Here is a 21796-nt window from a genome sequence, read left to right on the forward strand (position 1 = left end):
CCCGGGAGAACCTTTGATCCTCGAAAACCTCCGCACCGTCGTCCTGGGCCTGGGAATCTCAGGCGAATCAGCCGCCGAGATGTGCGCCCGAAACGGCGCACAGGTCACCGTCTACGACCGGAGAACTGCACCACACTTCGAAACCTCCATAACGCGCCTGAACCGCTACGGCGTCACGTTCACCTTCGGTGCCGACGACTACGACCTGAACGGACACCACCTCGTAGTCCGCAGTCCTGGCATTCCTGCCCACCATCCCGTACTGCTCAAGGCCAAGGCCGCCAGCATTCCGGTCTGGAGCGAGATCGAACTAGCCGGCCGCCTCACCCCCTGCCCGATCGTTGCCGTCACCGGCACCAACGGCAAAGGCACGACGAGCGAACTCATCTCCCGCATGCATACAGCGGACGGCCGGACCACGGCACTGGCCGGGAACATGGGCATCCCCCTGGCCGGGGCCATTAACACTTTGTCGCCACGCAACCTACTCGTTCTGGAGGTATCCGCCGGGCAGCTCGAGAATACTAAGACGTTCGCACCGCAGGTCGCGGTCATCACCAACATCAGACCCGAACACAACAACCTATATTCGTGGCCCACCTACCTGGAGCTGAAGTCACGCATCGTGCGTAATCACGACTCGGACAGCTGGACGATCGCGCCGATACACGACCTCGGCGCACGTCAAGTAACAGCCAATGCCCGCGGCAACATTGTCTATACCAGCGCCAACGGCTCTCTTCCGCGGGGAGTCGAAGGCGTTTATCTAACAAAGAACCAACTCATAGCGCGACTGGGTGGCCACGAACGGGCGATCATGAACCGGGGCAGCCTCAAGGCACCAGGCACGCTGCCCAGCGTCATCACCGCGGCTGCGGCTGCCATCGCATCTGGCGCCCCGGACGCCGCCGTCCAGACCGCCGCCTCCACTTTCAACGGACGAGAGCACACCCTGGAATTCGTCACCAGCCGTAACAAGATCACTTTCATCAACGATGCCAAGTCGACGAACCCCTGGTCACTCCTGCACGCCATCAACTCCTTCCCAAATCGGCCGGTCATGCTCATCGCCGGCGGCGATGACACCAAGCAGACAGACTTCACCGCCGTGGCCAACGGCAACCTTGGGCCCCTGAGCAGGGCTGTGCTCTTCGGTAACAGCTCCACAGACCTGGCCGCTGCCCTATCCCACCGTCTGCCCCCTGCCGACATCACAGTCGTCGACCAGTTCCTCGAAGCCATCACGATGGCAGGCCACCAAGCCCGGTCAGGCGATGTGGTCATCTACAGCCCTGGCGTCTACTCACCGAAAGCTGAACCGGACTACCTGACCCGGGGCTCGCTCTTCAAAGAGTTCGTCCTATCCCTTTGATCAGCACGCGAAAGCGCCAGGAGACCGTCAGCCATCAGTTCTAGGGTCTTGTGCGCGACGCTCGTTCCACGTAGCCAGCACCCGATACCCAGCGTGGCGACGTCGGCGGGCAGGCTGGCCGCGGTGATCGCCCGCAGATCCTGAGACTCCTTCGCAGCGTTCACGGCATCCAGCCCGGCGACAACTGCGGCGCAGTCAGCAGTGAACACCTTCGAGACGGCCAAATTTGCCCCGGGCCGCCGAACCGGCTCGTCTCCGCGTAGTTCGTGTCGAGGAGAACGACGATCCTCGCGAGGCCAAGTCCATCCTTATCCCGCCACGTCCCGTTGAGTGCTTCACCCGTTCGCTCGCGCGGGCACACTCTAATTACCTGACTACGAGCCGGTACCACGCCTGTTCTGACGTTCAGCCGCTGAAGATCTGGGCATGCGTCACCCCCTTCGAACGAGCGCCGTCATGGCGGTCATCGCCCTTGGCTTGTCCACCGCCAGCGCTCTCCCCGCCCGGGCCAGTACGGACACCGTCTACGGCGGCACCGTCTCCATCCCCTCCACCGTCGTCAGCACCGACACCTGCATCCAAGTCCCGATGCGCTGGGCCCTCGACGACATTCCCATCGGCTACAACTGGACCCTCGAAGCTAAAGCCAGCAACGACAGCAGCACCTACGAGTCCGGTGACGGACCCGACCGGGGCGAGACCTCGATCTACTGGTGTGACGAGGACCTAACCGGCCGCTTCACGATGGACGGCGTCCTGAACGTTACGAACGACGACTACGAACCCGTCGGCGAGAGCTACTTCAGCCTCACGTTCAACGTCGTCAAGATGACCACCCGGGCGTCTCTGCGTACGACCAAGACGGCGGTGAAGGTCGGGCAGAACTTCACCCTCAAAGGCTGCGTGACGACCCACCGCAAGCGTGATGAGTACCGGGACATCGTCTGGGAGAAGAAGTGGCCGGGCGAGTCCTGGAAGCGCCTCGGGAAGGGCTCCACAGACACGGTGGGCTGCTACTCACAAGTGGCCTACATGGCGCGCACGGGAACGGTATCGCTGCGGACGAAGGTGCCGGGTGACTCGATCTCCAAGACGGGCTACTCCAAGATCATAAAGGTCAAGACGCGCCAGTCATGACGGACGACATGAACCCGGGTTCGCCCAGTCCGCACACGGGCCTTCAAATGAGCAATGAAGAGATGGCCGCTCCCCGGGACTTGAAGTCGACGAACAGACGCCGGCGCCGAATCTACTCGGCCCAGCTACTGCTGCTGTGGCTGCCCGTCTTCGTGTTCGTGCCGCGCCTCTTGGAGCGGTGCTCGAGCGCCGGCACGCCCTGGCCGAGGACAGTAAAGACGCGGCGGCCGTCGTCACAGAGCTTTCAGGGCACCCCGCAACCGCGGACATTCGGACGCAATGACTGCGACGGTAGAGGGATTGAGCCATTCGACAGTAGCCGGCGGGTCGGTGGTCGGGACGGCCCAGGCTCTGCAGGAGGCCCGGGCTGAGATGGAGGCGGCCAGCTGCTCGAATGCGGGCTCGGCGATGACGACGTTACGGTCGTTCGGGATCAGCCGGGTGCGGTGAGTTATCGACGAGGTACTCATGATGGGTGGGCTTCCTTCGGCGCGATGACGCAGCCGGTGAACCAGCGCGGGGCGGGCCGGCTGTTCTGACCGAAGGCGCCCCCGCTTGCCCGGCAGGCAAGGGGGCCAGGCGCGACCAATCGCACCCGAGGCGCCCTTTACACGAGGCGAGCATTGCGCCCACTTGCCGGTCCTAGACCCGGCAAGGCAAGGCTTCACGGGCAGAACCGAAGGCATCGCCGGGCGTCACGAGCGCGCAGCCCAAGGAACGCGCCATGATCAGCCACGGCATCTCATAGCGGCGCAGCGTTCACCTCACCGCAGATGCCTTGCAGGGATCAAGGCCGCCTGAACACCCATCTTGGCCTGTCCATCGACCTGTTCATCGCGGCGTCTGCCGGGCTGCTGGTCCGCGGGCCTGGCCCGCCAGCGGGACATCCACGACGTGGCGCCAGGTGATGTGCCGGCCGTTGTGCGACTGCTGGACCAGGGACAGTTGTGTCACCGCCAGACTCGCTGGTGGCAGGGCGATGTGCTTGTTCATCCAGGCGTTCATCTGCTGTCGTACCACGGCGGGGCGGGTGCTGCCGGTGCCGTAGGCCAGTGTGGTGTGGGGGTGATATTCACCCTGCGGGTACGTCAGCCCCTGATCTCCCATGACCTCGCGGGTGGCGGCCCGGGTGATCTGCCACAGCTGCCGGGCCTCAGGCTCGGGCTCAACTCGGCAGGCGACGCCCACCCGGTCCACCGACGGCGGGTGCACGATGGCCTGCCAGGGGCTGACCGCGGGGCACTGCTGGCGCACCAGCGCGATCATTTGCTCTATCTGTTCAGGACTGGTCTCTTCGACCGGCGGGGCATGCAGCACCGTCAGGTGCACCCACCGAGCAGGCACCGGCTCAACGCCCTCACGGCCGTGCGTTAACCCCTGATACGGCTGCACGAGCACGGACTCGACGACCGCGTTCGGCCACAGGATGTGCCAATGATAGTCCTGGCGACCTACCGGCCACCGCTGCAGGACCGCGTTAAAGAAACTCTCCATTGCCCCACCTCCAACCGGTAATGAGGTGTCGCATTGGCCCTGCCTTCCGAGGCTACGTGAGGAGCAGCAATGGCCGCAGCGATGCGTCGATGAATTGGCGGCGAGCGGGTTTCGCTGCCAGGAGTGTCTCAGGCGTCCTGGTGGGGGCCAGGGTTCGCGCTCTGGGCCAGGGCTGCGGATCGAACTTTGGCGAGGAAGATCTGTCGCTGCTCGTCAGTGGCCATCCTGGTGACGCGCATCAGCGTGCCGACGGGCGGGCGGGCCGCGATGAGGCACGACCCCGGGTGGCGTAGATGCCGGTCAAGCGGAGCCCATCAGGGCGACGGTGTGGCGCAGCGGGGTCTGGGTGACGGTGAGGTCGCCGAAGAACTGCTTGGCAATCGCGCGAGCCGTCTCAAAGTCGTCTGAGCGGACGGACCGATCGGGGCCGTCACCTGGGACGGTGCCCATGGCGTGCCCCTCTCAGCGAGCGGTCAGACTTGCGGCGACTTCGGCAACAGGGTGTCCGGCGAGCATCCAGGCGAGCAGGGTGACGGCGGCAAGGGCGGGAACACGGAGCGCCGCTTCGACGGGTGACCCAGTGCGGATCCGCCAACCCGGCGGCAGGATGTGCCTGGCCTTGCCGCGCCACGGGACGCCGGAGATGGTGCACGCGTCACCTGCGATGCCGGCCGGGACACCGATGAGGACCCCCCACACGATGGCAGCTATGACGATGGGTGGGAGCCCGCTGGGGTAGGCGCCGACGACGGCTACCCCAGTCAGCCAGGACAGGGCGGCGTTCGTGCCGGGGTCGATGCGCAGGCGCCGTCGCCCGAATCGTGGAAGCCCGGTGAGCCACGCGTCGACACCGATCAGGGCAAGGCCGGTGACGAGGGCAACCGCGATCGCGCCTAGGACGTCCGTGGCGACGTCGAGCCAATGCCAGGCGCCGGCTGCAGCAGCCAGGAGCGGGGCAATCAGGCAGACACCGAAGGCGCCGGCGAACGCTAACGGCGCACCGCGGGAGACGTCGTGGGTCCATTCGCGGTGCCCGCCGGCCTTGCGGCCGATCCACACGCACGGGATCTGCGTGAGGGGCCCCCACATGCGGGCCGGAGACGACGAGTGGTGGTCGGTGTCGGGCAGGAGCGCCCCGGCTGTCGCGCCGCTGGCGAGAGCGACGACGACGGCGGGGCGTGGGTCGGTGATGGCGTCGAGGGCTGTAGCGGCAAGGAGCCCGGCGAGGGCTCCGTGAAGACTGTGGCTGCGGCTCATCACCGGCTTGTGTCACCCGACCTTCGCAAGGTGTAGAAGGTCACGGGCAGTCTTGTTCGCGGTGAACTAGAACGAGAGTCCATCGCCGTGCGCCGCGAACCATTTCTGTCAGTCCACCACGTACGCCTTGTCGCCGGTGTGTGAGCGCATCGCGGAGGCCACGAACTCGTAGGAGCCACTGACGAGCTTGTCCTTTCGCGAGTCGTTACCCGTTACGGGCGCCTCGACCTCTTGCCCGAGGATGAGCTCGGTTGCGTCCAGATCGATCCGCGTGGTGCGGAACTGCTCTGGCAGACCATCACCGGACCCGAGGACCGCGTCTTGGTGGCCATCGCGACCAACCCGCCGTTTTCGCAGTGGGGTTCGAGGTCTCCCGGCCCATGGCTGATCGCTGCCATCGTCGACCGCGTCACTGTCAACGCCCACGTCCTCGAGGCCGGAACCCATTCCTACCGCCTACGCACCGGCAAGACGACCAGCCGGCTCAACAAGGCCGATTGGAAGCACCCCGGGCCAATATCCGCGACGACTCCGGGGCCAGATCACTTGACGACACTCAGATTGCAGGAGTGAAGCAGGCGGGCCCGGACCAGCTCGGCGTGGATGCCCGCTGTCCCCGGAGCGGCCTTCGGCGGTGGAACCACCTGCTTCAACTTGGTCAACTTCCACTGCCTGCTCGTGAACCGGTTCCTGAGCCCCGTCACCGAGCAGTGCAAATATCAGCGCCAGCCAGGTTCGGCGGCTCCCTGCAGAGGGCTCAATCCTGCTTGGCTGGCCTGCGCCAGCGTCTTCAGCGTCGACAGCGGTGGCTTGACAGTGCGCCGCTGATCTATAGCCCAGTGACCGGCGTCCCAGGCCATAACTTCGCAGTGCACAGGCACCGTCGCCGGTACAGGCTCACCCACTGCGACAGCCAGGCAAACCTCTTGGGACACAGGGTTCTGCGACGAATTGAAAGTTCCGAGGAACCATAGGCGCGGGTCCCGTGCGTTGCCGCGCTGCAGCGAGTGCAGATGGTCGTCGATGGTCGACACCTTCAGGAAGGTGTCGACACGTGAGGGTTGCGTCGACCATGCCCGCAGGATGACCGGCGTCCAGGACCTGGGTCGTTTCGAGATTGCCAGATCGATAGCGGCCAGTTGCGCTAGGGCACCCTCTGCCGTTTGCGGGTAGCCGGTTGCCACGCCGCCCGGTCCCATGGCCGAGGGCGCCGGGAGGATGATGGGCGACTTCTCCGAGGGGACCTGCGTCGAGCCTGCAGCGTTGCTGACCGTCGACACGTCGCCCCTCGGCAATTGATTATCTTGTGACGGCACTCCCGGTAGCGACAGCACCAGGCCCGTGATTAAGACCGCTGTGATGCCACCGACCCCGAGGATGAGCGTCGCGACTTGGCGCCACGGCGGTTCCCCTGTGAGGGCCAGGTGTCGGTGGTGAGGGTTGCGGTAGCGCAGCATTGGAGACTCCCGCCCGTTGATGCCGGATATCAGCGCATCCAGTGCACCCCAGGGATCGTCTACTCAATGTTCTACGGCCGTCTAACCAGCACCGTTGCAAGGCCGCCGGACCGAGACGGGCACTCCCCCGATCATCCTGCTCAAAAGGCGCTCGTATCCGCTCAGCAGACCCCGAGCGCGAGTCATCCCTACCCCGGGCACCGAACTTGACCTCGTACCTGTCTTCCGCGGCGCTCGGGACGAACGGCATAACGGTCGAACTCGACGCCGCTGGGCACACCTCGAAGGATGAACACCGACCACGCACCAGATCCATGGGCGATCCTGGGCATGGTCAACAGCACCCTTGCATTCCTGGCGTCCCCAGACACTTAAGGCAACCTTGGGAATGAGCTACCGGCCCAGCGGCTACGGGCCGGCGCCACCAACGTCATGAGCTGCTCACCGCCGCATCAGCCTGGACCGCCTCGTGGTCAGGCCGGGGTGGCTGAGCTCGGACAGATCATCCTGGCGACACCGAGCGCCGAGATTGGGCTTGGAATCATCGGTATGGTGCGGTGCAGTCTCGTGCCCTCCCCCACGACCCGCTTCGAGGAGCCTTATCACCGTGGCCAAGCAGTTGCCGTCGCAGCGAGTGCATCTGATCGGGATCGGTGGGGCCGGGATGAGCGTCATCGCTCATCTGCTTCTGCGACGAGGTGCCGTGGTCTCGGGTTCCGACGCTGCTGCTTCCTCAACGGTGGTGGAGCTTCGTGAGGCCGGCGCCAGCATCTCGGTGGGCCACGACGGGAGCACCCTTCCCCAGCAGGACGCTGTGGTCGTGGTCTCCAGCGCCATCCGGGACGACAATCTTGAGCTCGTGATGGCGCGAAGCCGAGGGTTGAGAATCGCGCATCGGGCCGAGGCCTTGGCCTGGCTGATGGACGGGTACCGGGCGATCTGCGTCGCGGGGACGGCCGGGAAGACATCCACCACCTCGATGCTGGGCGCCGCGCTGCAAGGCGCCGGCCTGGATCCGTCGTACGCGGTGGGCGGGCAGCTGAGGTCATCCGGCAGCGGCGCACACCTGGGCAACGGTGACGTGTTCGTCGCCGAGGCTGACGAAAGCGACAGCTCCTTCCTGCGCTACTCGCCCACGGTCGCCGTCGTGACCAACCTCGAGCCCGACCACCTCGATCACTACGGCACCGCCGAGGCCTACACTGCGGCCTTCGACGAGTTCGCAGCGCAGGTCGTTCAAGACGGCACGCTGATCGTGTGCGCGGATGCCCCTGGAGCCCAGGCCCTCGGCGTGCGCGCCGGTCAGAACGGGGTCCGGGTGTTGCAGTACGGGCGTGCGGCATCAGGCTTCGACGACGCACGGCTGCTGGAGTTCTCCTCGCAGGGCGGTGCCGGCCGGCTGCGGTTCAGCTTCCGGGGGCGGAGCTCGAGCTTCAGCTGCAGGTGCCCGGCGAGCACATGGCGGCAAATGCGCTGGCTGCGTTCCTGGCGGGTCAGTGTGCTGGCGCGACGGTCAAGGGCATGCTTAAGGGACTCGCCGGCTACGACGGCGTGCGGCGCCGGTTCGAGCTGAAGGGTTCTGCTGCCGGTGTGCAGGTGTACGACGACTACGCCCACCATCCGAGCAAGGTTAGCGCTCAGCTGCGAGCAGCACGCCAGGTCGTCAGCGATGAGGGTGCAGGCGGGCGGCTCATCGTGGCGTTCCAGCCGCACTTGTATTCGCGGACCAGGGACTTCGCTGCCGATTTCGGTGCGGCGCTGTCCCTGGCCGACGAGGTCGTGATCCTGGCGGTCTACGGTGCCCGCGAGGCCCCGATGCCGGGGGTGAGCAGCCAGCTGATCGTGGACGAGATCAGCCTGCCGAGCGAGCACGTCCACTACATCCCTGCGAGGGCCGAGGTCGCCCATCGAATTGCCGGCCTTGCCCGATCTGGCGATGTGGTGATCACCATGGGGGCCGGAGACATCACCGCTCTGGGGCACGACATCCTGGAGGCGCTCCAGCGGCGCCAGAAGGACGTCGACAACAGCACCTCCCGCCACCCATGACGCCCCCGATCTCTGTAGTTTCGGTCAGCTGATGTAGGTGCGCGCCGTTGGGCCGGAAGACTTTTGGCCTGCGTTGCAGAGCGATTCGGGGTCGACCCCGAGACCATCTGAGCTGGCCTCACCCGGATGGGGCTCACGATGCGAGACAGCCAGGTGCGAGCCCGATATCCATGGGCCGGAGGAACACCAGCCAGGCTGCATTTATGGGAGATTCGAACCCTCGACGGGGCATGCCACAGACTCGTACGGGAAACCGCGGGTCAGGGCCATAGTGACGGCCACATTGCCCGTCACCCGAAACGTTTAACATCCCCTCAGGTGGACCTGCTGGGACGTTATTCGAACAGTTTGCCCTGGTCAGAGGAGGTGTACCGAATTAGCGAGCTATCCGAGAGCCGCAAAGGTGACGTTAAGTTACCGCTCAGCCCGGAGTCGCCGCTGAGGCGGCTCAACGCCGAGCAGGCTTGAGTACTTGTGGAGCGCTACCAGCAGGGGCGGACGACGTACGAACTTGCACAACAGTTTGGCATCCACCGAGTGACTGTGTCGCAGCACTTGCATCGCAGCGGGGTCACCATGCGACGCCAAGGCTTGGGCGACGACGCTTTCCACGAGGCCGCGCGCCTATGCGAAGGCGGTTTGTCTCTTGCCCGTGTTGCAGACCGATTCGGCGTCGACTCCAAGACCATCTCGTCTGGCCTTGGGCGGATGGGGGTGATGATGCGGGACATCTACGGCCAGGTCCGATGACTACAGGCCGAAGTAGCGTCAACCTGGATCGACTCGAGGTAGTTCGCCCCCTCGGGGAAGTTACTAAACCAACAAGAGGCCCTTGTCAGGGCGGTGCCCCCATGTCTCCTACGCGGTGCAACTTGTTGCCCGTCACCGCCGACGGTCGCTTGAACAAGATCGAGAAACCGTGGCAGAGCTGGCTGGCATGCACTAAAAGCAACTGCGCGGAGCTGGACATGGTGCCCAGCCAGTGCGCGATGCCATCACCCGGACCATCACGACGCTGCCGCAGGAGCTGCGCCGGACCCTGACCTGGGACCAGGGCAACGAGCTGCGCCAGTACGCCCAGCTACGTATCGACACCGGCCTGGACATCTACTTCTGCGATCCGCACAGTCCCCGGCAGCAAGGAACGAACGAGAACGTGAAAGGACTTCTCCGTCAATACTTTCCGAAGGGATACAGACCTGCACCTCCATACGCCCGAAGACCTGGAGCCGTCGCGGCCGGTCTCATCGGCCGCCCCCGCAAGACCCTCGGCTGGAAGACACCTGCGGAAACCTTTAACGAGGAGCTACTCTCACTCTCCAATGCTGGCAGTGTTGCATCGACTCCTTAAACCCAGGGGGGTTTCGGTTTCGTGGACGAATAGCCGACTTGGGCAGGGCTATCGACCCCTTTTGAATGGCCACCTCAGCCATAAAGGCGTTACCTGGTCGGCGGCGGTGCGGCGGATTACGCCTCAAGCTCGCGCTGAATTTGGATGGCGCTAGGTGATCCCTGCGCTGCCAGATCATCCAGTAGCTGCCGCAGAGCCGGACGGTGAGCCTCAAGTCCGTCTGTTCGCTCCACAAGCACGATGCGCAGCCAATAGGTGACGTATTGGCTGTCGCTCAGGATCAGTTGAGCATCTGTACCGAGCATGCGCAGGATGAGCCCAACACCGTCCGCGGATGCCACGTGCCCGTACCGCCCCAGGCACTTCATCAGGTGGTCGGCCAGGCCCGGCCGGGCAGCGAATGCATCGATCCACCGCAGCAGGACCCGGGCCCAATCCTGCATCGGCCATTGGGCGTCCTTGGGCCGTTTAGGCAAGAGCGACCGGTCAAGGTCCGCCTCGTCGCTCCGGGATGCCCGATCCTCCCTGGGGCCGGGCACGTGCCGTCCTCCGGGAAGCAACCGGTCCATGACCACCGGCCAGATCGCAAAGAGTCGCTCACCCATCTCCGGCGACTGGGCTTGCTCGGCAAGGATCACCAAGAGGCCTCCGAGTTGCTCTGGCATGGTGGCGAATCCGTCGAGGTACTGCTCCAACAGGGTGTCGTCACCCGACAGGATCTGGGTCGCAATCCAGCAGTCCAGCGCGCCTCTCCAGGCGCCTAACCCGGAGTAGTGCTGCCTGGCCCATTCGACCGGCCAAGCTTGTAGGTCGTGTTCCACCAGCGTCGTTAGGGTGGCTCGGGCCGCCTCGCCGTGCTCGCAGTCGCAGTTTGCCGCCGCCGTCAGGCCGGACAACGCGTCGGCTGCGGTCGGGAGATCGTAGGCCAGGTCCGGCTGGGCGAGTGCCTCGGCGAGTGGTTCTGAAAGTCGCATCCGAGGTCGCTTGAATCCGTTCCATGGACCAATTCCGGCGCCCAGGAGCCATTCGCGGTACACCGCCATGGCCGTGGTGTGGGTATCCTCCCGCACTTCCCCGCTCACGCAGCCGGTTGACCACACGCCGGCCAAGCCGTTCGTCAGGCGCTGGCGCACTTCGCGAGACGTGCTCGTGGCCAGCCGTTCCAGGGCCGCAGCCAGGTCGGGACGTGTCATGTCGCTCGCCGTCAGCAGCTCATCGATGAGGTAGATGAGCGGTAGGGCCGTGGCGGCTGAGCGGTCGGCGCCCATATCCCAGCTCATGTCCCGGCCAGATCGGTAGCTCTCCGGCTCCGGTATCGTCGCGGCTGCGATCGTCACGAGGATCTTGGCGGCTTCGGGAAGTAGCGGCGCTGCGTCGTCGTCGCCAGCCGTTGCCCGCACCACCACGGCCGCAGCGACAAGCGCTCGTGAGTCGTCTTCCGTGTAAAGCGTTGTTGCACCGGGTGTCTCGCTAATGTCTTGCAGTGTTTGCTGCATGCGTGTGAACAACTTCGCGGCGGAGGGCGCAGTCGCTTCGCCGTCACGTAGCTTCACGGCTTCCACCATGTGGTTGCTCAGAGTGAGACTGAGCATCGCTGCGCGGCCGCCCCCGCGGGCGAGTTCCTCTTGCACATCGTCGGGCACTTTCAGCGAAAACTCGATCGCGCCCGGTTGCTCGGTGGATGCTGCCGCCCGGTAAGCGTCCGCGTCGAAGTTGAGCGCTCGTCGCAGCGGGATGACCATCTGCGGGTCGTCATCGGGGAGACCCTCCAGTTGCTCGCGTGCTGCGGCTAAGAGCCGCTCTCCCACTGCCTTGAGCGCAGCCCTGCGCTCAGCGTCCCCCGTCAGCACGAGCCGGCTGGTCACCTGGTCTGGTGACACCCGCAGGGTGGCCTGGTCCTCGGTCGGGGCGCTGAGCGTGCTCTCACCGACGACGCGCCCGATCTCCAAGTCCCAGACATCGGAGTGCTCGAGAAACGCGTCGATCATGTCTCCAGCCGCCGCCAGGTTTGAGACGAGCAGGGAGTAGGCCACTGCTGGAAACGCCACGCTCGTACCCGCCGAGAGCACATCGTCGAGAACATCCGCCAGAGGCCGGGTCTCCAGCTGCGGTCTGGTCCAGGCGCGCAGCGCCATCAGGGCGGACATTGCTGTGTAGGAACCCGTCCCCAGACGTCGGTACCACGCCCAGGCGGTGCCGGGTCCCGTGTACGTGATGGCCTCATTCCAGTGCGGCAGCTTCAAGACGAGCCGGACCGCACCCGGCGGGTGGTCGAACGATTCTTCGACACGCAGCCGCGCGTCGCTGGCCGCATCGACGACGGCCCCCACCAGCCTGAGGCCGTGCGCAGGTGAGGTGGCCAGCAATGCCGCGAAGGGACCCCAGTCTGGTCCTGCCAGCCCAAAGCCCATGCGGAACGACGTACGGTGGGAATGACCGCGCACGCCATCCTCGGCTTCATAGCCAGACAACTCCACGCGCCTACGACGGGTAACGCTCTGAGACCTCGCTCGCGCGGGCCGGCGCACCGGTACCTGCGGATTGAGCGTCAGGGGTAGGTCCAAGTAGTAACTTCCGGCAACCTCAAGGAGTAGTCCGGGGTTGTCCCGTGCCAGCGCCGCCGCCACCTGCGGGTCCTCCGCCACCGCGTCCAGGTCGTGACCGTGTTGCCCGGCCCGGTCGAGCAGGGCACGCCCTTCCGGTGAGAGGTGAGCTCCAAGCATGCCCACCACGGCCAGCGCCGCTTCATACGGTTCGCCGTACCAGTCGTCGGCCGCCCACGCCGCCACGGCGGCACTCAAGACAATAGGATCCGGAATGAAAGCGGTTGCCTGACGCCCGTTCACCTCCAGGCTCACGAGCCAGCGGTGCACGAGCCGTATCGCTAGCACGGTCAGCCGTTCCGGCAGACGGTCAGCGACTGAGCCCAGAAGCGCCACAACGGGGGCCGCCAATACATCGTCAATCTGCAGCGCGTCGCCGCCCGGGTCGTGCTGCGCGGTGGTGGCGTACCGGCTCGTGACACCAATGAGCTTGCCGAGTCTCGCCCCGTCATCAGCCAGCAGGTCTGATGTTAGGGCTGCCAACACCGGCTCCGGGTCGCCCAAGGACACGAGCGCCTCGTACGGCACAGCCTCCCAGCGGCTGCCGTCCCGTGCGGACAGGCTCGCTGCTAGTGCCTGGGACGCTGTCCACACCCGGCGAACCTCAGCCGGGTCATGCGCCACCTCGGCCAGTTGCTGTTGCGTCGACAACCGCACGGTCCGGATGAGCGAGCGCGGAGCGTTGGCGTTTTCGAGCAATGCAGGTCCATCGTCATCGCTGAGTCGCATAGCTGTGGCGTAGTCCGCCAGCACGTCGTGAGCGAACCGATACGTGGATCTCGTCTGCCTGAAGACGTCGTCGCTTACGAGCCCGCCCACGGCCGTTCCGTCTGCGTTCGGTAGGCGGCTGCTCCCTGTTCCAGCGATGACGGCTTCTGCCAGCTGGCTCCACGCCACGCCACGGTCGTGGGGCGACCCCAATCCAGGAACGAGCCCCCCGCTGCGACGCACAACCTTCTCGTGCACGATGGCCGTGACATCTTCTTCACCGAGAACATCGCCGTCGCCGGGGGATGCCTGAGAACGGACGAGCAGATCCACCAGATATGGTCGGCGCAGCAACCGCTTACTGCGCGGATGGCGCAGCAGGGGCGCGAGGGCAGGGAAGGCGGCGCTGACCTCGTCCACCTCGGGGTCTGACAGTTCGTCGAGCTGAATGTGCGTGGATAGCCGGCCGCCAAGTCGCTCCGCTACCGGGCCCGCTGCGTCCGCGCGGCTTGTAATCACGACTGTCCATGGCGGTGAGCCGGCACCGTCGGTCGGTGCGGCGTCCAAGAGCGATTCGAGGAGTCGTCCCGCATCCGTCAGAGCATGCTCGGCCCCATCAATCAACATGACCCGCGGCCCGGTCGTCGGCGCGGCGGCCAGCACCGTTCTCAGGTGGGAGACACCCAACTCCTGGTGGACAGTTGCTAGCGTGTCGCCGCTACGGGTCGTGAGGCTGATAGCGACGACCGTGGCGCCCGCGCCTAGTCCCTGAACAGCCCGGCGGGAAAGCACCGACTTGCCGACACCGGCGGTGCCGGACACGAGCACGATGCCACCCGCCTGGATGGCTTCACCAAGCTCGCGGGCCGGGGTGGCTCGCTCCAGACGCAACTGTCCGCCCATCTGGTCCTTGGTGCGGGCAAGTTCTTGCCGCGAGAAGTCAAGTACGCGCCCGAGCTCTTCTCGGCGGCGAGGGTCCGCCGTCAGGGGGATACCCCGGACGCTGAGGGCAGCACGGAGCATGGGGGCGTCGATAACACCCGCGTTCGGTCCCCAGGTCTCAGCCAGCGTCCGCAGCTTAGAAAACACGGAGTGAGCTTCAGGGCTGCCGGAGGGCAAGATTGTGGCCAGACGGCTGGTGGCCTCCAGCACGTCGCGACCGTCATCACCCACTTCAAAGATCCAGACGCGCAAGTACTTAAGAAGCTCGTATGTCAGCTCATCGAGTTGAGTGTCATCGAGCATCTCGCCACGTAGCTCATCCGCCTTGGCAACAGCGTGCTTGACATGGGTATAGCGCGTGCGTACGTCTTCGGCCGTGGCACCCGGCTCCAGGACGCCCAGGAACGTCCCGGCTGTTGCATGCGACCGGGCCTGCTCCGTCAGCCGCTGTAATTCCTTTAGCTGCTTGCGTGGTCCCGCAGCACTGAACCCGAGCTGCAGGCGCCCGGCGGCTAGGGCCTCGGATTGCTGGTGCATGGTTTCGAGGCACTGGCCGAGCGTCTCGACGAAAGCAGGGTCAGAAGGAATCGGGGAGGCTGTGCGTTTGATCTGGAAGTCAATGCCTAGCTCGCCTGCGTCGGTCCCAGCCCGCAGCACGAGATCGTCGAGCGTGTTCCCGGCGATACGTCGCTGGAGCGCCACGCTAGTCGGGGGGACAGTGAGTCCCGGTACCAGGTCGCCGGTCAACAGACGGGCCAGCGCCACGGCGCCGAGGCTGTACTCGTCGATGGTGCCGGCGCCGCCCGTGGATTCCGGTGATACCTGGTGCTGTGGAGGCTGGGTGGTCACGTCCGTAGGCTCCTCATCGCCGCCACACTTGGCGAACCTCAACTTCGGGCATCATGCCAGGTTGTTTCCACCTTCCAGTCGAGGCGTCGCCAACCACCCGGCCCGCCAGCTAACGACATTCCATGCGATCGTCGAACGGCGACATCAGTCCTCCAGCCGCGGCGAGGCTCTCTGCCGGGCACCGGTTCCTTGGCTAGCCATGGTGAAGACGGCGGCACCATTGCCCGTATGCGAACCTACGCGCGTTTCAGTTGCTCCCGGTGTGAGATGTCTGGACGGCGGGTACCGAACGTTGGGCGAGGCTTCGAAGGTCTTGAACGATCTGCTCCCATTCGTCGACGACGGCGTCTGGCAGATCGATGAGGCCGAGGTGACCGTGCATCACCTCTGATGTCTGTTTGTATACGTGCCGGGCGCGCTGCACGATTTGACGAGCGGCCAGGAATTCCTGCTCCGGTATGCCGGCCAGGACGAAGAGCAGGCGCGAGGAGATGCGGTTCTGCTGTTCCCGAGTCTGTGGTCGGCAAACTCGGTCGTAGGAGCTGGCGGCCACGCGTTCCAGCGCAATGCGTAAAGTGAGTACTCGGACCCGTTGCTGAGTGGCGTGGTTCACTGCGTCGCTTCGTTCATCAGTTGTTGGCAGGCCTGTCGAACTGCTCTGATTTCGTTCGAATCCGCGTAGGTCAGCGGAGGGTTGCCGTGAGAGGCGCGGTTCCATCCGTCGAGGTAGGGGCCAACTTGGTCCAGGGCGCGGTTTACCGCGGTCCGGGCGACACCGTGCTCGTGACCGATCTCTGCGGTGACCGTCAGGCGGCGGCGCGTTTCCCTGGCCTGATTGAGCCGATCGAGCATCGACGGAACGTCGTTGCTGGTGCGGGACGCCACGCGGATGACGAAATCCCTCAGTCCATCGTCCAGTGCCTGACGGCACAGTCCTCGTACAACTTCGGTCATTCCCGCGACTTCGGACTCGGCTGATCCGCTGACTTCGATCACCGCATGTGCGTCATTGAGCAGGACCTCCCACATGGGCGATCCGTTCTTGATCGTGACCACGCCCGTGGTGTGATCGCGGGCAATCTGGTGAGCCTTGCCTGATGAGCTGACGGCCAGCAGGTGCTCGCGCAGGCGTTCGTCGTGGGTCAGCACAATGACCCGGCGGCTCTGAGCAATTTTGACGATCTCATTGGCCAGCCGGTCGACGCGCAGGCCGTCGAAGGCGTGGACAGGGTCGTCGAGGACGACGAACCCGAAAGGCCCGCCTGCCGTCATGGCCAGAAGAGGTGCCAGGAGCAACGCGTTTCGCTGCCCTGAACTGAGCATGCCCAGCTGGATCGGAGCATCGGAGCGATCGCGCAGGATCAAGTTTCCCTTGGTTTTGCTGATCTCGATGGACTCTAGCTGGATACCGGCATCATCCAGCAAAGTGGAGATGCGTTGGCCCGCCCGCTCTTGCAGGATCGCCGCGCGTTCCGCGCGTAGCGCATTTCCCAGCGTGGCGAGATGCTTTTTTGCGGTGTCCCAGTGATTCTTCCGAACTGCTGCAGGCTGTCGCTGCCGCCAGATGGCAACGAAGTCTGAGACTGCTTCTCGCCGGGCCTTCAGCCGTTGCCGGTGCCGATCACTGACATGAGCAGCATGCTCGAACAGACGACGGCACTCCTGCGACGCGCACCAGTTCACCAGGAGATGTGCTGTGGTGAGTACCACCGTGGTTGGTTCAGTGGAGCGCTCAACCTCTGCCAGGAAGTCCTGAACGAGCTTTCGGGCGTAGCTTGTCTCGACCCCCACCTCGGAGTCGGGAATGACATCCACGACCGACAGAAGTGCCAACAGGTGCGTGCCCGCCGTGGCCTGTAACTCCTTCAAGGCAAGGGTGGCGGCCTCCGATGTGACCGACAGGTGGGCGATACCGGCAACCGCCCCGGCCAGGCCTGAACGCCAGTCGACATGGCCGCTCCCACACACCGGGCAGACGCTGCCGGGGTTGACCAGATGCTCTGCTTCGGCGTGCAGACGAGTCAGGCCGCCAGCAAGATGATCGAGAGTGCTGATCCTCGCGTCGTCGAGTTGAGATATAGCTCTCTTGACTGCCTCGGCCGCGGCCAAGACCTCCTCGTGATTGCGAAGGTCGATGAGCGGTAGTGAATCCCCAAGTTCCGTCAGTTGCTGTGACCGTAGCCAAGCTTCAACGTCATCGTTGACAGCCGGCCATTCGACCGGGGGCAATGCATCGCCGTCGTCGTGAAGACCGTCGAGTTCTTCTACTGCAGTCTGGGCGGCGTTGCGAGCGGACTGCCAGGCGTTGAACGCCTCGTTTGCGGTGGTGCATCGTGCAGCCACCTCCCCGTCCAGTTCGATGAAGCAGCCACCGAGGGCGATCAGCAGATCCAGGTAGCCCTGCAGCTCACCACTCGTCTGGATCCGCCTCTCCAGCGCGCCATAGGCGAAGACAGGTTGATGCCCGATTACGGCTGAGTCCCAGCTGCTGTCCAGGCGCACGACCTCCCGCCGCCCCTGATGCTCGTGCTCGATCGTCCAGGTCTCCATGCCATCGCTGTCATCGATGACCCCGGAGAGGTGAAGCCGTTCGTCGCCGTCAGCCAGAGTGACGTGGATGCGGGCCTCCGCGGCGTCACGGCCACGCTGGACGCGTTCCCACAGAGGGGCTTTACCGCCACTTCCCCCGACGGCCGGGTTAGAGCCGCCTGGACTTCCGTGCAGAACCGAGTCGATCGCGTCCGCCAGGCTCGACTTCCCAGCCCCGTTCGGACCATGGATAACCGTCACCCCAGGCGTCGGGTCGATCGTCAGGTGCAACGGCGGATCGACACCCACACCTTGATAGCCCTGCACATCGACCTGAACGAGCGACCATCGGCGACCAGTCACGGCATCGAAGCCCTGGGAAATGGTCTCCCCGGTCACCTCATCGACTATGTCAAGCAGGGACTGCCAAGCCTGCTTACTTGCCGGGTTGTTGGCCCGCTGCAGTTTGTCCTCGATGCGGATCCGCAGATCTGCGAACGTCACGACAGTCAGAGCATCGGGCAGGACATGCCCATCAGAACCTGACAGAACTTCGTGGCTGATCTCAACCAAGAGTTCCCCCTGGAGGATCCTCGCTCGTAAGAGCGGGAAGAACTGTTTTACTCGCCTGCCCGGCCAAAGTCGAACGCGCCACGAAACCATGTCACTGGCGTGAGGCCTATGGGAAGATAGCTGCCTAATTGCAGTTTGTGGCGTCTGGTAGACCGCCCATTAGATGTTGTGGTGCATGAGGTTGGTGACGGCAGGTCAGTAGGCCGCTGAACTGGGATGGGTCCCTTGGCAGATGATGTGAATCACCACAAGGCACATCGCTAGAACCCAAAGGACCCGTTGTGCACCACCGTAATGCCCCGCTGACCCCGGCCGGACGCCTGCGCCTGATCGAACGCTGCCAGCGCCGCCCGATAGCCCATGTCGCGGCCGAGGCCGCATCAGTCGGCAGTGCCTGTCGAAGTGGGTTGGCCGCTACCGGCGCCTGGGCGAGGAAGGCCTCTTCGATGCCTCCAGCGCGCCCAGGGCCAGCCCCACAAGGACGTCACCACAGGGTCATCGCGCAGATTGAGCAGTTGCGGCGGGATAAGAAGGCGTATCCCCGACGGCGGTGGCTGGCGGGCCCATGGCAAGGCTTCAGCCCAGGCCCGCGCCACCCGCCGGGCCGCAGCCCGCACCCACACCGCTTCGGCCAACGCGGGCGTCCGCACCGGTTACGTGTTCCTGCACTCAGCGATCGACGGGTTCTCCCGGCTGGCCTACACCGATCACCTACCGGACAAGAAAGCCGTCACCGCCGTTGCTTTCATGGCCCGGGCTCGTGCGTTCTTCGTCGCTCACGGCATCAGCAGGATGACCCGGGTCGTGACCGACAACGGGTCGGCCTACCGATCCCGGGTGTTCCTGCGGGCCCTGAACAGCCTGGGCGTCAGCGTGCACCAGCGGATCCGCCCGTTCACGCCCCGCCGCAACGGCAAGGTCGAGAGATACAACCGGATCCTGGCCGAGGAGTTCCTTTACTCCCGGACCTGGACCTCCAAAACCCAGCGCGCACAAGCCCTTCAAACGTGGATCGTCAACTACAACTACCATCGCGATCACACCGCTGCCGGGAACCAGCCCCCAGCCCAGCGGCTACGAGCCGGCGTCACCAACGTCATGAGCTGCAACAGCTGATATGTAGGTCGTTTCTGTCAAGAGGGCATGCCTGCAGGGCAGTCGAGGACTGAGGTCTTCGGCTGCCCTGCAGTTCGTTTGGGCCCGGTCGTGGCGTGTGGGCGTGCGTGTCGTTGGCGACGCGCGGTCAGACTGATATGCGCGGGTTGGTTACCGCAGGACGGGCTGTTCGGCTGGACGGGACCGCAGTTCTAGGATCGAGCGTGGCCCCCGGAGGGGGTGCTCATAGCTGTTTCGCGGGTCCGTCCACGCGCTGCCGCCCGCCGCCACGACCGGGGGTCTTTTTGGGTGGCGTCTGGTCAGTCCTCGAGGACGGCCAGGGACCAGCACCAGCCGGCCAGTTCCCGGGCCACGGCCACGTTCGCCACGACCGGGCGCTTCTTGCGGACGATGAACGTCTCCCAGCGGGTATGCAGCCGGTGGTTGCCGGCATGCCCGCGGGCTGCGGCGGCAGGCGGCGCGAGTTTCCAGCGGGATCTCATAATGAGTCCAGGGTTTCGGTAGGTCTTGCGGTGGTGCCAGGCGGCCTCGACCAGCAGTCGGCGGGCGTGGGTGTTGCCGGTCTTGGTAATCGAGCCCTGGACCCGGGATCCGCCCGAGGAATACTCGCTCGGGGTCAGGCCGAGGTAGGCGCCGATCGATGCGCCGGTGAACCGGTTCCAGTCTCCGATCTCGACCGCCAGACCGAACCCGGTCAGCGTCGAGATCCCGCGTAGGCACTGCAATCTGCGCACCACATCAGTGAACTCGCTGTTGGCTGCCAGTTCCTCGATCGCGGCATCGAGACGGTCGCGGCGGGCGCAGGTCAGCAGGACCGCCTCGTAGTCGGCGTCGAAGGCCTCCTTCTGCCCGGGGAAGGTGAGCGCGGCACGCTGCTCGCGCAGCCACACGTCGTGCGCGCCCGTCCATGCCGGTCCACCTGAGTACACGATTCCTTGACGCAGCAGCAGTTTCGAGAGGCGATGCCGAACCCGCATCAGGTCACCGCGGGCGTCCTCACGGGCCCGGACCAGGTCGCGGGCCGCCTCTTGCTCCCGGGACGGAACGCGCACCGCCGTCAGGTCCCCGATCCGCAGCAAACGGGCCAGCAGCAGGGCGTCACGGGTATCGGTCTTGACCCGGTCTCCCGGCGCCCGGCTGATCTTCGACGGGGCCGCGACCACACACCCGATCCCAGCCTCCTCCAGGGCCCTGGCCAGCCCGAACCCCGTCGGGCCGGCCTCATAGGCCACCCGCACCGGCCCCGCCAGACGCCTCAGCCACCCGATCACGTCGTCGTGATCCGGGGTCAGGCGGGCCTTGATGATCTCTCCGGTCAGGCCGTCGATCGCGCACGCGACCACAGAACGCGCGTGAACATCCAGCCCAACACTCGTACGCTCGACATGCACGGCGCCTCCCATGAATGCGGCTCTACCGACCACACCAGTGTGATCGGCAACCCGCGTCCACCTTCATGAGCGGGGCGCCGGGCACCTCATACCGTCTAGTCCCCCACTCAGGCAAGAATTTTGCTGGGGACCTGTTGGCCCCGACTGGGCAACCCACGGCTTTGGTGGTTGCTGGGGCTCATCAGTAGGTCTCCTCTTGGTCATGGAAGACGGCCCGGACAGCGAGGTTAGCCATCAGGCTCTGCTCTAGCGTCGTGATACCCGCTCTGTTGGCATGGAAAATGACGTGCTGAGCAAGAACCGTACGTAGCCCCCGCTGCAGGTCGCCGGTGTGGTGCAGTTCGGCCAAGTCGCGGCCGGCTTCCTCGAACGCGGTGACCCACGTCCCGGGGAGCTGGGCCGGGCCGCTGATGCGCTCGGCGTCGATCGTCATGAGGGTGCGCATGGCATCGGTGAGTTCGGTGAGACGTTGAGGGCTGTGCACTGGAGGACGAAGCTTTGCGACTCGCTCCCAGACATCGCCCTGCTCGAACCAGTCCAGGCCGGCCCCTCGGCATAGGACGCTGACCAGCAAGATGCAGATCTCCCGCTGTCCCATCGGCCGGTCGGTTGCCAGCCAGGGCAGCAGGTGATGGCTGTCGGCGTGGAAGAGGCGGAGCGCACCCTCTAGGCCGGCGTCGCCGCCGAAAGCGAGCCGTTCAAATTCGCAGACGCTCCACGTCCAGCCCGGTTCACGCAGGTTGGAGAGGCGTCCGGCCAGGGTGGCGGCCGCTGCGGCGTTAGTTGGCAGGTAGCGGAAGCGCCATTGCTCCTTGCGGATGTAAAACCAGCTGGTGATGAGGCCCTGCTGTTCAGCGTCGGCGAGCAGTGGTCCGATCTGGGTGGTGGCTAGGCGGACGGCCTGCTCGCGGCCGGTGAACCAGGCGTTGGCCTGCTGCCAGTCCTGATAGTTGTTCACGGCGGGCACC

12 protein-coding genes and 4 pseudogenes are annotated in these 21796 nt (G+C 65.2%); 7 read left to right on the top strand and 9 right to left on the bottom strand.

Annotation, left to right across the window (positions count from 1 at the left end):
• Positions 1–13 precede the first annotated feature (13 nt).
• The 3 genes from murD (at position 14) to QSK18_RS34285 (ending at position 2959) form a co-directional block, all read left to right on the top strand.
• Positions 14–1372 (top strand): UDP-N-acetylmuramoyl-L-alanine--D-glutamate ligase, encoded by a 1359-nt coding sequence (gene murD / locus QSK18_RS34275; RefSeq protein WP_285628226.1) that lies wholly within the window; start codon positions 14–16, stop codon positions 1370–1372.
• A gap of 456 nt (positions 1373–1828) precedes the next feature.
• Positions 1829–2509, top strand: coding sequence for a hypothetical protein (locus tag QSK18_RS34280; RefSeq protein ID WP_285628229.1), 681 nt, complete (start codon positions 1829–1831; stop codon positions 2507–2509).
• 300 nt (positions 2510–2809) lie between these two features.
• Positions 2810–2959, top strand: a complete 150-nt coding sequence (locus QSK18_RS34285) for a hypothetical protein (RefSeq protein ID WP_285628234.1) — start codon at positions 2810–2812, stop codon at positions 2957–2959.
• 381 nt (positions 2960–3340) lie between these two features.
• Here the strand turns inward: QSK18_RS34285 and QSK18_RS34290 are convergent, their stop codons facing one another.
• The 3 genes from QSK18_RS34290 to QSK18_RS34300 all read right to left on the bottom strand — a co-directional run bounded on the left by QSK18_RS34290 (position 3341) and on the right by QSK18_RS34300 (position 5260).
• Positions 3341–4003 (bottom strand): 2'-5' RNA ligase family protein, encoded by a 663-nt coding sequence (locus QSK18_RS34290; protein ID WP_285628239.1) that lies wholly within the window; start codon positions 4001–4003, stop codon positions 3341–3343.
• Between the two features lie 300 nt (positions 4004–4303).
• The gene (locus tag QSK18_RS34295; RefSeq protein ID WP_285628243.1) at positions 4304–4453 is read right to left on the bottom strand and encodes a hypothetical protein; all 150 of its coding nucleotides are present in this window, start codon (positions 4451–4453) and stop codon (positions 4304–4306) included.
• A 12-nt stretch (positions 4454–4465) separates the two neighbouring features.
• Positions 4466–5260, bottom strand: a complete 795-nt coding sequence (locus QSK18_RS34300) for a metal-dependent hydrolase (protein WP_285628246.1) — start codon at positions 5258–5260, stop codon at positions 4466–4468.
• Positions 5261–5452: 192 nt separating this feature from the next.
• Between QSK18_RS34300 and QSK18_RS34305 the strand changes: the two are divergent.
• Positions 5453–5833: pseudogene (locus QSK18_RS34305) on the top strand (ATP-binding protein); the annotation flags it as partial.
• A 146-nt stretch (positions 5834–5979) separates the two neighbouring features.
• On the opposite strand, the gene QSK18_RS34310 reads toward QSK18_RS34305, so the two are convergent.
• Positions 5980–6717: a hypothetical protein gene (locus QSK18_RS34310; protein ID WP_285628249.1), complete on the bottom strand. Its 738-nt coding sequence runs from the start codon at positions 6715–6717 to the stop codon at positions 5980–5982.
• A gap of 664 nt (positions 6718–7381) precedes the next feature.
• Here QSK18_RS34310 and murC point away from each other — a divergent pair.
• A pseudogene (gene murC, locus QSK18_RS34315) lies at positions 7382–8766 on the top strand (UDP-N-acetylmuramate--L-alanine ligase).
• Positions 8767–9727: 961 nt separating this feature from the next.
• Positions 9728–10117 (top strand): annotated as a pseudogene (locus QSK18_RS34325) (IS30 family transposase); the annotation flags it as partial.
• A 116-nt stretch (positions 10118–10233) separates the two neighbouring features.
• On the opposite strand, the gene QSK18_RS34330 reads toward QSK18_RS34325, so the two are convergent.
• From QSK18_RS34330 to QSK18_RS34340, 3 genes are all read right to left on the bottom strand, one after another.
• Positions 10234–15219: a hypothetical protein gene (locus QSK18_RS34330; RefSeq protein WP_285628255.1), complete on the bottom strand. Its 4986-nt coding sequence runs from the start codon at positions 15217–15219 to the stop codon at positions 10234–10236.
• A gap of 247 nt (positions 15220–15466) precedes the next feature.
• On the bottom strand, positions 15467–15832 hold the full coding sequence (locus tag QSK18_RS34335; protein ID WP_285628258.1) for a hypothetical protein: 366 nt from the start codon (positions 15830–15832) through the stop codon (positions 15467–15469).
• The gene (locus tag QSK18_RS34340) at positions 15829–18252 is read right to left on the bottom strand and encodes an AAA family ATPase (RefSeq protein ID WP_285628261.1); all 2424 of its coding nucleotides are present in this window, start codon (positions 18250–18252) and stop codon (positions 15829–15831) included. The genes QSK18_RS34335 and QSK18_RS34340 overlap by 4 nt, the downstream gene beginning before the upstream one ends.
• A gap of 350 nt (positions 18253–18602) precedes the next feature.
• Here QSK18_RS34340 and QSK18_RS34345 point away from each other — a divergent pair.
• A pseudogene (locus QSK18_RS34345) lies at positions 18603–19437 on the top strand (integrase core domain-containing protein).
• A 299-nt stretch (positions 19438–19736) separates the two neighbouring features.
• Here the strand turns inward: QSK18_RS34345 and QSK18_RS34350 are convergent.
• Positions 19737–20828, bottom strand: coding sequence for an IS110 family RNA-guided transposase (locus tag QSK18_RS34350; RefSeq protein WP_285628264.1), 1092 nt, complete (start codon positions 20826–20828; stop codon positions 19737–19739).
• Between the two features lie 181 nt (positions 20829–21009).
• Positions 21010–21786 carry a thiopeptide-type bacteriocin biosynthesis protein gene (locus tag QSK18_RS34355; protein ID WP_285628267.1) on the bottom strand — a complete coding sequence of 259 codons (777 nt, stop codon included), beginning with the start codon at positions 21784–21786 and terminating at the stop codon, positions 21010–21012.
• Between the last annotated feature and the right edge of the window lie 10 nt (positions 21787–21796).

This window comes from Kineosporia sp. NBRC 101677, from assembly GCF_030269265.1.
Classification (GTDB): Bacteria; Actinomycetota; Actinomycetes; order Actinomycetales; family Kineosporiaceae; genus Kineosporia; species Kineosporia rhizophila.